This is a genomic window from Arenibacter latericius DSM 15913, from assembly GCF_000424985.1.
Taxonomy (GTDB): Bacteria; Bacteroidota; Bacteroidia; order Flavobacteriales; family Flavobacteriaceae; genus Arenibacter; species Arenibacter latericius.
The window spans coordinates 60,735-73,665 of sequence record NZ_KE384287.1 but is presented as its reverse complement, the minus strand read 5'-3'; the positions used below and the strand labels follow the sequence as shown (position 1 = coordinate 73,665).

The following is a 12,931-nucleotide window of genomic DNA, read 5'->3' as shown; positions in this document are numbered from 1 at the left end:
TTATATTTGCACCCGCTTTGGAAGAACCAAGCAAAAAAAGAATTAATAATCAGGGGTCGGGCACCCTACAAATTAATGTGATATGCCAGTTAGAATTAGATTACAAAGACACGGAAAAAAAGGAAAACCTTTCTATTGGGTAGTAGCTGCGGATTCTCGCGCTAAAAGAGATGGTAAATATTTAGAGAAATTGGGAATTTACAACCCAAATACCAATCCTGCTACTATTGAATTAGATGTAGACGGTGCCGTAAAATGGCTAAATAACGGAGCTCAGCCTTCAGATACCGCTAAAAGAATCTTATCTTACAAAGGAGCTCTTTTAAAGCACCATTTGTTAGGTGGAGTACGTAAAGGCGCCCTAACTGAAGAGCAAGTTGAAGAAAAATTCAACGCTTGGTTAGAAGAAAAAGAAAATAAAATAGGTTCTAAGGTTGAAGATTTAGCTAAAGCTGAAGCTGACGCTAAGGCAAAAGCTTTAGAAGCTGAAAAAGAAGTAAACGCTAAGAGAGCAGCGGAAGCAGCAGCTGCAGCAGCTCCTGCTGAAGAAGAAGCTACTGAAGAGGCAGCAGCGGAAGACAGTGCAGAAGCTACAGATAAAGAATAGTTATTTAAGGAACGATGACAAAGGAAGAGTGTTTTTACCTCGGAAAAATCGTTTCTAAACATAGCTTTAAGGGAGAGGTACACATTAAATTGGATACCGATGAACCCGAACTATACGAAAATTTGGAATCAGTATTTGTTTCTCTAGGAAACAATCTGGTTCCATTTTTTATTGTAAAAAGTCAACTTCACCGATCTAGCTTATTACGAGTAAGATTTGAAGAAGTGGCCAATGAATCGGACGCCGATAAGGTTATGGGCTCCGAAATTTACCTTCCCCTATCCTTTCTTCCCAAACTAACCGGTAATAAATTCTATTACCATGAGGTAATCGGATTTACCATGGAAGATAAAGTCCACGGCAATATTGGAATTATTGAAAGCGTAAACGACAGCACTCCTCAAGCCCTATTTGAGGTGAAGCATGATGACAAACAATTACTTGTTCCGGTGCGCGATGAAATTATCGTTAAAGTAGATCGCGAAAAGAAAACCATTTTTGTAGACACTCCTGAAGGTCTTGTAGACCTTTATCTTTCTTAAACTAGCTTCTTCCTTACAGCTAATTGATATCACCAAACTTTCCCTACTGTCCATTATCTATTGGGCAGCACAATCTTCCATTCCTTTATACCCTTCTAAAACCAAACATTTCTATTCACCTACAATTCCGTATTTTAGCTAGGAACAAACAGCAATCATCCTAAAACCAATACCATGTTCCGACCACTAATGATACCTTTTATAATTTCCCTGCTAATTTCATGTGGAGGGAAAAAAGAAAAAGAGATACAAGAATCTCCACCTAACGTAATTTTAATTTTCACAGATGACCAAGGATATCAAGATGTGGGCACTTTTGGCGCCCCAGATATAAAAACCCCACACTTAGATCAGATGGCAAAAAAAGGGGTTAAACTAAGCAGCTTTTATGCTGCTCAGGCGGTATGTTCTGCTTCCAGAGCTGGAATCCTAACAGGCTGTTACCCAAACAGAATAGGGATTCACAACGCCTATATGCCCAACGCTAAAACAGGATTGAATACCAAGGAAACCACCATCGCTACAATGCTAAAATCCATTGGATACCGAACCGCAATGTATGGAAAATGGCATTTAGGAGACAATAAAAAATTTATGCCCAACAATCATGGATTTGATGATTATTTTGGAATTCCCTACTCCAACGATATGTGGCCCCAACACCCACAACAAGGCCCTGTTTTTAATTTTGGCCCATTACCTCTCTACGAAAATGAAAAAATACTAGACACCCTAACCGATCAAACCAACCTCACCACTCAAATTACAGAGAGAAGCGTAGCTTTTATTGAGAAACACAAAGAGGAACCCTTCTTTTTGTATGTGGCACATCCGCAACCTCACGTTCCATTATTTGTATCCGATAAGTTTAAGGGGAAATCTGAACGCGGACTCTATGGGGATGTAATTATGGAAATTGATTGGTCTGTAGGGCAGATTTTAGAAACTTTAAAAAAGAATAAACTAGAGAAAAACACCGTAGTTATATTCACCTCAGACAACGGCCCATGGTTGGCTTATGGCAATCACGCAGGAAGCGCATTGCCTTATAGCGAAGGCAAAGGAACCGCTTGGGAAGGCGGACAACGGGAACCATTCATTATCAAGTACCCAAAAAAACTAACTCCTGGCAGAACTTTGGATACTCCGGTCATGGCCATAGATATATTACCTACCATAGCAGAAATTACCGGAGCCCCATTGCCAAAATTACCTATAGACGGAAAAAGTGCTTGGCCAGTACTCACCGGTAAAAGTACAGAAAGCCCCCAGGAAGCATACTTCTTTTATTATAGGGTTAACGAGCTACACGGAGTACGTTATGGAAAATGGAAAATGTATTTCCCTCACACTTACAGAACAATGAAAGGCCAAACTCCCGGTAAAGACGGAATTCCAGGCGAGTACAAAATGATTGATTTGGAAGAGATAGCCCTTTATGATGTGGTAGCAGACAAAAGCGAAACCAACAACCTGGCTACAGAATACCCCGAGGTGGTAGAAAAAATAAAAATACTGGCGAACAATATGCGTCAAAAACTAGGCGACTCCTTGTTAGATTTAGAAGGCACAGAAAATAGAAAAGTAGGAAGCGTAAATTTATGAAGATACCCTAAAGCGAATCCCTATATTTGATTTTAAAATTCACTAGAAAAGAAAAGCCAGAATTAGAATGAGCAAACCCTTTAAGTTTAAAGAATTTGAAATTCATCAAGATCGTTGTGCGATGAAAATTGGAACCGACGGTGTTCTTTTAGGCGCATGGACTTCTATTAACCATCACCCAAACTCCATCTTAGATATAGGTGCCGGAACGGGAGTCATAGCACTGATGCTAGCACAAAGAAGCGATGCTGAAACCATAGATGCCATTGAAATAAATGAAGCTGCCTACGAGCAATGTGTAGATAATTTTGAAGCTTCTGATTGGGGCGATCGCTTATTCTGCTATCATGCCAGCCTAGATGAGTTTGCCAACGAGATAGATGATAAGTTTGATTTATTAGTATCCAATCCCCCTTTTTACTCGGAAATGGTTTCTAGTGGCAATGAATCTCGCGATATGGCAAGACAGCAGGCTTCTTTACCCTTTTACGATCTTTTAGTTGGGGTAGCCAAACTATTATCTGAAACAGGAAGGTTCTCTACCATTATCTCATATAAAGACGAGAAAGAATTCTTATCCATAGCGTCCAAGCTTAACCTCTACCCAACTAGAATCACCCATGTACAAGGCACTCCCGAAACAGCAGTTAAACGTAGTTTAATAGAAATACAGTTTAAAAAAACAGAAACTAGAATAGAAAAGCTCATAATAGAAAGCGAACGCCATCAGTACACGGAAGAATATGTTAATTTGACTAAGGATTTTTATCTGAAAATGTAACGGACAGATATAATATTGTTATATTTTTACTATACTATTGTTTTCTTATTTTGATTTAAAAATTATCCTATGCGACCAGACTTATTTGAAGCCCCCGATTATTACAATATAGACGACTTACTGTCCGAAGAACACATCTTAGTACGAGATGCAGCTAGGACTTGGGTAAAACGAGATATTTCTCCCATTATTGAAGAATATGCCCAAAAAGCAGAATTCCCAAAACAAATTATTAGCGGACTGGCAGAGATAGGCGCATTTGGCCCGTATATTCCAGCAGAGTATGGTGGCGCTGGATTAGACCAGATAAGCTATGGATTAATCATGCAAGAAATAGAACGGGGTGATAGCGGAGTACGCTCTACTGCCTCAGTTCAATCCTCCTTGGTGATGTACCCCATTTTCACCTATGGAACGGAAGAGCAACGTAAAAAATACCTTCCAAAATTAGCTACGGGAGAATTAATGGGCTGTTTTGGACTCACAGAGCCCAATCATGGTTCCAATCCTGGAGGCATGGAGACCAAATTTAAAGATATGGGCGACTATTATCTTTTAAACGGAGCTAAACTCTGGATATCTAACTCCCCTTTTGCTGATATCGCCGTGGTATGGGCAAAAAATGAAGAAGGCAGAATTCACGGTCTTATAGTAGAGCGAGGTATGGAAGGCTTTACTACACCAGAGACCCATAACAAGTGGTCACTACGCGCATCGGCAACAGGAGAACTAATATTCGACAATGTAAAGGTACCCAAGGAGAATCTACTCCCAGGCAAAAACGGATTAGGTGCCCCATTAGGCTGTCTAGATTCTGCAAGATATGGAATTGCATGGGGAGCTATAGGAGCTGCTATGGATTGCTATGATACCGCATTAAGATACTCAAAAGAACGCATCCAATTTGGAAAACCCATTGGCGCAACCCAACTACAACAAAAGAAATTGGCCGAAATGATTACAGAAATTACCAAGGCACAATTACTAGCCTTTCGTTTGGGACAATTAAAGAATGAAGGAAAAGCAACATCCGCCCAGATTTCTATGGCCAAGCGAAACAATGTAGAAATGGCACTAAACATTGCAAGAGAAGCCCGACAAGTATTGGGGGGCATGGGAATATCTGGAGAGTATAGCATTATGCGACACATGATGAACCTAGAAAGTGTGATTACTTATGAAGGAACACACGACATCCATTTATTAATTACGGGTGCTGATATTACTGGGATGCCAGCATTTGAATAATAAAATAGTAGCGTCTTTTTTCTAGAACTAGGATGTTTAAAGGTGTTAACTAGATACACTATTGGTAGAGTTACGATTAGATATAGCCAAGCAGCCTTATCAAACCTACTCTTAGTACAAGCCGATAAAGCAACTATAAAAGGAAAGAATAGAACCTGAATCTTTAAACCATGTTTATTGCCTAAAAGCTAACGCCAAAACCACCCACAAAATATTTATGGGGTTTTTCGGTAAACTTTTTCCAAAACATATATCTTTGTTTTTGAATAATAAATTGATAAAATATGTCTTTTGTAGATCTATACAGTAGTGGTACCCATAGAAGGAATTTAGCGCATTTTGCGGCTATTGCAACTTTGGCAGCTGTTGACGGGGAAATTAATCCGGAAGAAAGAGAATTGTTGGACCGTTTCGCCAATAAATTGGATATTACTGAGGAAGAATACAAGGAGGTGATGAAATCGGAGAATAAGTACCCTATTAACCCACCCACTAGCTCAGAAGAACGCCTAGAAAGATTATACGACCTTTTTAAGATTATTTTCGCAGATGCCTATATAGAAGAAGAAGAGCACTCGTTAATAACAAAATACGCCATAGGCTTGGGCTATAAATCTAGTGATGCTGAAACTATAATTAAAAAGTCTATAGATATCTTCAGTGGAAGAATAGCTTATGAAGATTATTTATACCTTTTAAAGCGTTAACTACAAACCAAATTTCAATAAAAAAGGAGCTATATGGCTCCTTTTTTTATTGTTTTACCTGCATAAACTCCTCGGCCTTCTCTACCATTTTCCGACTCCCACAAAAGAAAGGAACCCGTTGATGCAATTGAGTAGGCACTATATCCATTATAGCCCTAAATCCATCACTAGCCTTCCCATTAGCCTGTTCTGCAATAAATGCCATAGGATTACATTCGTATAACAATCTTAATTTCCCCTCGGCAGCAACACTGCTTTTAGGATAGATATAGATACCTCCTTTTATCATATTTCTATGAAAATCCGATACCAAGGAACCAATATATCTAGAAGTATAAGGTCTATCCCCCTCCTCCTTCTGGCAGTATTTAATATAATCCTTTACTCCTTGAGGAAAGTGCACATAATTCCCCTCATTAACGGAGTAAATTTTACCAGTCTCCGGAAATTCCATGTTAGGATGAGATAGATAAAACGTTCCCAATGCGGGATTTAAAGTAAAACCATTTACCCCGTCCCCAGTGGTATAAACTAACATCGTTGAAGTCCCATAAACTACATAACCAGCTGCAATCTGATTTCTGCCAGGTTGTAAGAAATCCTCCATGGTTACTGGAGTCCCTAGAGGAGTAACCCTTCTATAAATAGAGAATATGGTCCCCACAGAAACATTAACATCAATATTAGACGATCCATCCAAAGGGTCGATTAGGACAATATATTTGTTCTGGTTATTATTATCACTACTATTGACTCTTATAAAATGGTCTTCCTCTTCTGAAGCAATACCACATACGATCTCACGATTTTTTAGGGTCTGAATAAATTTTTCGTTTGCAAGAACATCTAACTTTTGTTGGTCTTCTCCTTGGATATTAGTATCCCCAGCATTTCCAATAATATCTACCAATCCGGCTTTATTAACCTCATGGTTTACTACTTTTGCAGCTAAACGAATGGCATTTATTAGTTTGGAAAGTTCTCCAGAAGAATAGAGAAATGACGATTGGTTTTCAATAATAAACTCGCCAAGTGTCGTGTTTTTATGAACCATAGGTACGGTTGTTTAGTTAGGCACAAATATCGGTTAATTTGTGAAACTACAACGTTTTCGTTAAATATTGTTTTTTTAAATTTATAACTTTGTGTTTTATTTGTAACAATTATGAAATATAGTATTCGAGACGCACAAGCCAGCGATATGGCTGATGTACATCAGCTTATAAAAGAATTGGCGGTATATGAAAAGGAAGATGATGCGGTTGAAGTTACCGTTGAAGATCTAAAACGAGATGGATTTGGCCCTAAGAAACTATTTCATTGTTATGTAGCAGAATCCGAAGGTAGTGTAGTAGGAATGGCGCTGTTATTCCCTAGATATTCTACTTGGAAAGGTCCAATCATTCATTTGGAAGATTTAATTGTTACAGAAAGAATGAGAGGCAGTGGATTGGGAACAGCCTTATTAACAAAGGTTGTTGAGCATGGGAAGAAGCTAGGCGCAAAACGCATTAACTGGGAGGTTTTAGATTGGAATGAGCCTGCTATAGCCTTGTATGAAAGCAAGGGAGCCCAGGTAAAGCGAGATTGGAACGTTGTTCATTTAGACGAAAAAGGAATAGAAACATTTTTAGAAGGGATATGAGGATTTTTAAGTTTGGAGGAGCATCTATTAAAGATGCCAAAGCGGTAAAGAACGTTGTAAGCGTTTTACAACAGGTAGGACATAAAAATACACTTGTGGTAGTATCTGCCATGGGAAAAACTACCAATGCCATGGAGGTAGTGGTTAACTCGTATTTTTCAGATAAGAATGCCTTACAGGCTAGTATCCAAGAGGTATACGACTATCATACCAATATCTTAAATGAACTATTCCCTAATGACAAGCATCCGATATACGAGGATGTGAAAACACTTTTTGATGAAGTTCAAGGATTTTTAGCATGGAACAAATCACCTAAACACGGATTTGTATATGACCAAGTAGTAGGGTACGGTGAGTTAATTTCCTCTACTATAATAAGTGCGTATTTAAATGAGATAGGGATAACCAATAATTGGTTAGACGTACGTAATCTTATTAAAACCAATGATCAATATAGAGATGCAGTAGTAAATTGGGATCAAACCCAGGAAAATGTAACTAAAATTGTAAATCAAGGAGAGCTAAACATTACCCAAGGTTTTTTAGGTAGTGACGACAATAATTTTACCACCACTTTAGGTAGAGAAGGATCAGATTATACCGCGGCCATTTTAGCTTACTGCCTTAATGCAACTGATGTTACTATCTGGAAAGATGTCCCTGGGGTACTAAATGCCGATCCTAGGTATTTTGAAGATGCCCAACTATTGAACAGCATTTCTTACAGAGAGGCAATAGAACTTGCTTTTTATGGTGCTTCTGTAATACATCCTAAGACTTTACAGCCTTTACAGCGTAAAAAAATACCGCTTCATGTTAAATCCTTTATCAATCCTTTAGAAAAAGGAACCACCGTTGGAAAAGGGGTAGGCATAGAACCAAAGGTTCCTTGTTATATCGTAAAAAAGAATCAGGTATTGATGAAATTATCTTCTCTAGATTTCTCTTTTATTGTAGAGGATAGCATTAGCGAGTTATTTAAAATGCTCCATGACCATAAGATGAAGGTAGACCTAATACAGAGTTCAGCAATTAGTTTCTCGGTTTGCATAGATAATAAGTTTGGGCAACTAGAAAGTCTTTTAAACCATATACAAGGCAGGTTTAAAGTGACATGTCACGAGAATGTCTCCTTATACACTGTTAGACACTTTAATGGTGATGTGGTAGATACACTACAGAATGGAAGAGAAGTGTTATTAGAACAAAGGGGAAAAGAAACCATACAGCTGGTAACGAAATAAGGTTAAGAAGGAAGGTGATAAGAATTAAAGAGGTATGGCTAAAGGGTTTTTCCCTATCTTAGCGGCGATCAAATCACATTAATACATGGGTTTAGTAACCGCAAAACAAGTAGCTAAGGCTATTCATCTTCAAAATTATGGCTTTCTTGGTACCTTTGCAGGTTGGTTGCTAATGCGAGTAACCAAAATCTCAAGTATCAATCGCTTCTATGATCGAAATAAGCACCTAAATGGTGTTGATTTTCTGGATGCCATTTTGGACCAATACAAAATAAAGTTCGAGATCCCAGAAGAAGACTTTAAGCGATTACCCAAGCAAGGGAGCTATATCACTATTTCTAATCATCCTTTGGGAGGCATAGATGGCGTCTTGCTTTTAAAATTATTATTAAATCAACGTTCGGATTTTAAGATTATCGCAAATTTTCTTTTAAACCGGATAGAACCTATATCGCCTTATATTCTCCCGGTAAACCCCTTTGAGAATCACAAAGATGCTAAAAGCAGCATAGCCGGATTTAAGAGCGCTATGAAACATTTGCAAGACGGACATCCTTTGGGAATATTTCCTGCAGGTGAGGTCTCTACCTATAGAGACGGAAAACTAATTGTAGACCGACCCTGGGAAGAAGCTGCTCTAAAATTAATTAGACGGGCAGAAGTACCTGTGGTACCTATTTACTTCCATGCAAAGAACAGCAGGTTGTTTTATACGTTGTCTAAGATTAGTGACGTATTTAGGACCGCTAAACTCCCTTCTGAACTCACCTCACAAAAAAATAGGGTTATTAAAGTAAGAATAGGTCAGCCTATATCTGTACAAACTCAAAATGATCAGGATACCTTGGCAGATTTTACCGACCTTCTACGTCGAAAAACATATATGCTTTCTAATGCCTATGAAAAGGAGAGTTTATTACAACACATACCTACTAGTCTAAAGATTCCCAAGGCTCCAAGAAAAATAGCAGCGGCTGTTAAACCTGAAGTCATACTAAAAGAAATTGATAAACTACGGGAAAAGGACTGTAAGCTATTACAAAGTAAAAATTACGAAGTCTTCTTAGCCAAAGCCTCGGACATGCCCTTTATTTTAAATGAAATTGGGAGACAGCGTGAAGTAACTTTTAGAGCCATTGGTGAGGGCACCAATAAATCCATTGACTTGGACGAATTTGATACTTATTACCGTCATCTTTTCCTATGGGATGATGATGCACAAGTTATTGTAGGTGCCTATAGAATGGGAATGGGGTCCGAAATTTTTGCAGAACATGGGATAGATGGATTCTATCTCCAAGATTTATTTCGTTTTGAACCTGAGCTTTATGGGATGATGCAACAATCCATAGAAATGGGTAGGGCTTATATTATAAAAGAGTACCAGCAGAAACCGATGCCCTTGTTCCTTCTATGGAAAGGTATTGTGCATACCACCTTGAGGTTTCCAGAACACAAATACCTAATTGGAGGGGTGAGTATTAGCAACCAATTTTCCAATTTTTCTAAGTCCTTAATGATCGAGTTTATGAAAAGTAATTATTGGGACCCTTATGTGGCTCAATACATTAGACCTAAAAAAGAATTTAAGGTAAAACTAAAAGATGCGGACAAGGATTTTATTTTTGATGAAACCGAGGCAGATCTAAACAAATTTGACAAACTGATTGAAGAAGTAGAGCCAGGGAGTCTTCGACTACCGGTATTAATAAAGAAATACATAAAACAAAATGCCAAAGTAGTGGCATTTAACGTAGATCCGCTATTTAATAATTCTGTAGATGGATTAATGTACATTAAAATAGCAGACTTACCAGAAGGAACTGTAAAGCCCGTTATGGAAGAGTTCCAGGCTGAACTAGAACGCAAACTAGCCGAAAATCAAGAAGAAGAAGAAGAAGAAGAGGAACAAAACTCCAAACCTAGTTAGCCATAAAGTAGACAATACTAAATCATAAAAAAAGCCAGAGCTTAAAAAACACTGGCTTTTTTTATTAGGATTAATTTAGGTTAGAACCATGGTTTTTTACCTACTTGATAAGTAGCATAAAACTCTTCATCTGTCTTAGTTAGGTAAATAATTCCTTCTATAAGTCCAACAATTGCCGTTGCCATAACTATAAAGCTCCCTATTATAAAGCACATAGTTACATAACCAATTATAGTAGTCACCAAAAGAATTATTCCTTCCTTTTGATAGCCTAACATAAATTTATGGACTCCCAATTGTCCAAAAACAATAGCTAGGATACCTACTAAAACTTTTTTATTTTCTCCACCAGCGCTAGCTAAGCCCTCTTTAAACTCATTGGCAGTTTTTTTTGCTTCGTTACTAAAATCTTTTGCAGATTCCTTGCTGTCTTCAGAAAATTCCTTTGCCGATTCTTTAGCTTTATCAAAAGCATCCTCAGCTTTATCTCCAAGATCTTTGTTCTCTTCACTCATAATTGTGGTTGTGGTTTAGTTTATTTAATATTAATTCATCTAAATTTAACAATTATTTTCATTTCAAAGAAATGCTTTATCTATAGGCTCCCATAGTTCTAACTTATTCCCATCTGGATCCAATATCCACCCAAATTTACCGTATTCGTAGGTTTCCATTTCACCAATTACCGTAACCCCTTCTTCTTTTAAAATCTTTAAGAGCTCTTCTAAATTTTCTACCCTAAAGTTCATCATAAAAGTAGACCTACTAGGCTTAAAATAAGTCGTATCCTCTTTCATTGGACTCAATTGGGTACTACAGTCATTACCTTCTTTGTCTTTCCACCAGAAGGTACAACCATATTGATCGGTATTTAAACCAAGATGTTTATTATACCAGGATTTCACTTTGTCTGGATCCTTTGTTTTAAAGAAAAAGCCCCCTAGACCAGTGACTCTTTTTTTCATACGGCTATTTTAATCAATTAATGTACAACATCTATTCTAAACTATAGTAAGATAGACAATAAAGAGCCAATAATATCGACAAGTTGAAAGTCCCCTAAAGGAAATAACATTTTGTAGTGTTTATTTTTTACGTCCAACATTAGCCTCATACAGTGATACCCACTCCGCAACCGTCATTTTGGAACAAAGCTCACCAATAAGATTATAGGGAATAGTGTCCATTTTCTTAAATCTGATGCAACTCTTTCCCATATCCAATTTTGTTGTCATGTGTTTAGGATATTCACCTACAAACCAATCTAATAATTCCTTACTAGCGTAGATTCCTGAATGATACACCGCCACAAAATTCTTTTGAGAAGCAAGGTTTATAAAAGGAAGTGGCAGCTTAGGATCGCAATGATACCCATTTGGGTATAGGGTATGGGGAACCACATACCCCAGCATACCATAACTTATCTGTTCTTGGAATCCGGCTGGCAGATTATCTAAAATTACCTGCCTTAATTTTCCAATCGCTATTTTGCGATCTTCGGGAAGCTGCTCTATATATTCTTCTGGGGAATCTGCCTTATATTCCATTTATAAGTATTAAGGTTATCTTATAAAGTTAACAGAATTTTTGTACAATCTTATCTACTACGGTCTGCGCCAATTTAATTTTACTCTCTACCGTCCAGCCTGCCACATGTGGAGTAAGAATCACATTTTCTGAAGCTATTAAATAATTAAATGCGGGTGGTAGTTGGCGTTCGTCGAACATATTCTCAAAAGACTTCTTTTCGTATTCCAAGACATCTAATCCTGCCCCTAAAACCTTTCCTTCTTCCATAGCGGCAACCAAATCCTCTGTAACCACACATTTCCCCCTTGCGGTATTAAAAAGCCATATAGGGTTGTTAAAGTCACTTAAAAACTCAGCATCTACCATATTTATAGTAGTAGGAGTTTGTGGCACATGCAAACTTACAATCTGTGAGCGCTGCTTAAATTCCATAATACCTACTTGCCTTGCATTAGCATCCCCTACTCCACCAACAATATCATAACATATTACTTCTACATCAAAACCACTTAGTTTTTTAGCGAAGGCCTTCCCCATATTTCCATAGCCAATAATGCCAACAGTCTTTCCATCTAATTCTAAGCCCCTATTGCCTTCGCGGTCCCATTTCCCACCACGAACTTCCCTGTCTGCCTTGTTCAGTTTATTAAAGAGTGATAAAATCATTCCCAGCGTATGTTCTCCTACTGCATTGCGGTTTCCTTCTGGGGCAGCTGCTAAAAATATCCCCTTCTCTTTGGCATATCGTGTATCTATATTTTCTAATCCAGCTCCTAACCGACCAATAAACTTTAGATTAGTAGCACGTTCTAAAAACTGTTGATCTAAGGTAAACCTACTTCTAATAATAATCCCATCATAATTGGCAATCTTCTTTTCCACCTCTTCTTTGGAGGAGGTATAATCTTCATCGTTTTGAAAGCCTTGAGCTGCAAATTGTTCTATTATTAATGGGTGATTTACATCTAGGTGAAGTACTTTCATAAGTAAAATCTGTTTTAGTTTCTTTAATTTTTTTGAAGGCAAAAGTTCCAATTCTGAATAACTTGTTTTCCTCCAAATTATTAAAAGCGTTAAACTTGGTATAAA

General features: G+C 37.7%; 14 protein-coding genes. 9 read left to right on the top strand and 5 right to left on the bottom strand.

Annotated features, from left to right (window positions below):
* Positions 1-82: 82 nt before the first annotated feature.
* The 6 genes from H344_RS0118165 to H344_RS0118140 all read left to right on the top strand — a co-directional run bounded on the left by H344_RS0118165 (position 83) and on the right by H344_RS0118140 (position 5,490).
* The gene (locus tag H344_RS0118165; RefSeq protein WP_026811573.1) at positions 83-607 is read left to right on the top strand and encodes a 30S ribosomal protein S16; all 525 of its coding nucleotides are present in this window, start codon (positions 83-85) and stop codon (positions 605-607) included.
* A gap of 14 nt (positions 608-621) precedes the next feature.
* The gene (gene rimM / locus H344_RS0118160) at positions 622-1,149 is read left to right on the top strand and encodes a ribosome maturation factor RimM (RefSeq protein ID WP_026811572.1); all 528 of its coding nucleotides are present in this window, start codon (positions 622-624) and stop codon (positions 1,147-1,149) included.
* Between the two features lie 174 nt (positions 1,150-1,323).
* Entirely contained in the window at positions 1,324-2,754 is a 1,431-nt protein-coding gene (locus H344_RS0118155; protein WP_026811571.1) for a sulfatase family protein, read from the top strand.
* A gap of 67 nt (positions 2,755-2,821) precedes the next feature.
* On the top strand, positions 2,822-3,535 hold the full coding sequence (locus H344_RS0118150; protein WP_026811570.1) for a tRNA1(Val) (adenine(37)-N6)-methyltransferase: 714 nt from the start codon (positions 2,822-2,824) through the stop codon (positions 3,533-3,535).
* Positions 3,536-3,604: 69 nt separating this feature from the next.
* The gene (locus tag H344_RS0118145) at positions 3,605-4,783 is read left to right on the top strand and encodes an acyl-CoA dehydrogenase family protein (protein WP_026811569.1); all 1,179 of its coding nucleotides are present in this window, start codon (positions 3,605-3,607) and stop codon (positions 4,781-4,783) included.
* 284 nt (positions 4,784-5,067) lie between these two features.
* Positions 5,068-5,490 (top strand): tellurite resistance TerB family protein, encoded by a 423-nt coding sequence (locus tag H344_RS0118140; protein WP_026811568.1) that lies wholly within the window; start codon positions 5,068-5,070, stop codon positions 5,488-5,490.
* Between the two features lie 46 nt (positions 5,491-5,536).
* Here the strand turns inward: H344_RS0118140 and fbp are convergent, their stop codons facing one another.
* Positions 5,537-6,544: a class 1 fructose-bisphosphatase gene (fbp, locus tag H344_RS0118135; RefSeq protein WP_026811567.1), complete on the bottom strand. Its 1,008-nt coding sequence runs from the start codon at positions 6,542-6,544 to the stop codon at positions 5,537-5,539.
* Positions 6,545-6,655: 111 nt separating this feature from the next.
* Here fbp and H344_RS0118130 point away from each other — a divergent pair, with 111 nt between their 5' ends.
* The 3 genes from H344_RS0118130 (at position 6,656) to H344_RS0118120 (ending at position 10,312) form a co-directional block, all read left to right on the top strand.
* A complete protein-coding gene (locus H344_RS0118130; RefSeq protein ID WP_026811566.1) occupies positions 6,656-7,135 on the top strand; it encodes a GNAT family N-acetyltransferase in 480 nt (159 codons plus the stop codon).
* Complete coding sequence (locus H344_RS0118125; protein WP_026811565.1) at positions 7,132-8,382, top strand: aspartate kinase; 1,251 nt, start codon at positions 7,132-7,134, stop codon at positions 8,380-8,382. Before H344_RS0118130 ends, H344_RS0118125 begins: the two co-directional genes overlap by 4 nt.
* An 85-nt stretch (positions 8,383-8,467) precedes the next feature.
* Complete coding sequence (locus H344_RS0118120; RefSeq protein ID WP_026811564.1) at positions 8,468-10,312, top strand: GNAT family N-acyltransferase; 1,845 nt, start codon at positions 8,468-8,470, stop codon at positions 10,310-10,312.
* A gap of 80 nt (positions 10,313-10,392) precedes the next feature.
* Here the strand turns inward: H344_RS0118120 and H344_RS0118115 are convergent, their stop codons facing one another.
* The 4 genes from H344_RS0118115 to H344_RS0118100 all read right to left on the bottom strand — a co-directional run bounded on the left by H344_RS0118115 (position 10,393) and on the right by H344_RS0118100 (position 12,826).
* Positions 10,393-10,827, bottom strand: coding sequence for a TM2 domain-containing protein (locus H344_RS0118115; RefSeq protein WP_026811563.1), 435 nt, complete (start codon positions 10,825-10,827; stop codon positions 10,393-10,395).
* Between the two features lie 63 nt (positions 10,828-10,890).
* The gene (locus H344_RS0118110) at positions 10,891-11,277 is read right to left on the bottom strand and encodes a VOC family protein (RefSeq protein ID WP_026811562.1); all 387 of its coding nucleotides are present in this window, start codon (positions 11,275-11,277) and stop codon (positions 10,891-10,893) included.
* 120 nt (positions 11,278-11,397) lie between these two features.
* Positions 11,398-11,859, bottom strand: coding sequence for a DUF1801 domain-containing protein (locus H344_RS0118105; protein WP_026811561.1), 462 nt, complete (start codon positions 11,857-11,859; stop codon positions 11,398-11,400).
* Positions 11,860-11,887: 28 nt separating this feature from the next.
* Positions 11,888-12,826 (bottom strand): 2-hydroxyacid dehydrogenase, encoded by a 939-nt coding sequence (locus H344_RS0118100; RefSeq protein WP_026811560.1) that lies wholly within the window; start codon positions 12,824-12,826, stop codon positions 11,888-11,890.
* Between the last annotated feature and the right edge of the window lie 105 nt (positions 12,827-12,931).

Coding starts and splice junctions, on each gene's coding strand:
- H344_RS0118140 (WP_026811568.1), top strand. CDS start 5,068: ATGTCTTTTGTAGATCTATACAGTAGTGGTACCCATAGAAGGAATTTA.
- H344_RS0118130 (WP_026811566.1), top strand. CDS start 6,656: ATGAAATATAGTATTCGAGACGCACAAGCCAGCGATATGGCTGATGTA.
- H344_RS0118110 (WP_026811562.1), bottom strand. CDS start 11,277: ATGAAAAAAAGAGTCACTGGTCTAGGGGGCTTTTTCTTTAAAACAAAG.
- H344_RS0118115 (WP_026811563.1), bottom strand. CDS start 10,827: ATGAGTGAAGAGAACAAAGATCTTGGAGATAAAGCTGAGGATGCTTTT.
- H344_RS0118150 (WP_026811570.1), top strand. CDS start 2,822: ATGAGCAAACCCTTTAAGTTTAAAGAATTTGAAATTCATCAAGATCGT.
- H344_RS0118120 (WP_026811564.1), top strand. CDS start 8,468: ATGGGTTTAGTAACCGCAAAACAAGTAGCTAAGGCTATTCATCTTCAA.
- H344_RS0118100 (WP_026811560.1), bottom strand. CDS start 12,826: ATGAAAGTACTTCACCTAGATGTAAATCACCCATTAATAATAGAACAA.
- fbp (WP_026811567.1), bottom strand. CDS start 6,544: ATGGTTCATAAAAACACGACACTTGGCGAGTTTATTATTGAAAACCAA.
- H344_RS0118145 (WP_026811569.1), top strand. CDS start 3,605: ATGCGACCAGACTTATTTGAAGCCCCCGATTATTACAATATAGACGAC.
- H344_RS0118125 (WP_026811565.1), top strand. CDS start 7,132: ATGAGGATTTTTAAGTTTGGAGGAGCATCTATTAAAGATGCCAAAGCG.
- rimM (WP_026811572.1), top strand. CDS start 622: ATGACAAAGGAAGAGTGTTTTTACCTCGGAAAAATCGTTTCTAAACAT.
- H344_RS0118105 (WP_026811561.1), bottom strand. CDS start 11,859: ATGGAATATAAGGCAGATTCCCCAGAAGAATATATAGAGCAGCTTCCC.
- H344_RS0118165 (WP_026811573.1), top strand. CDS start 83: ATGCCAGTTAGAATTAGATTACAAAGACACGGAAAAAAAGGAAAACCT.
- H344_RS0118155 (WP_026811571.1), top strand. CDS start 1,324: ATGTTCCGACCACTAATGATACCTTTTATAATTTCCCTGCTAATTTCA.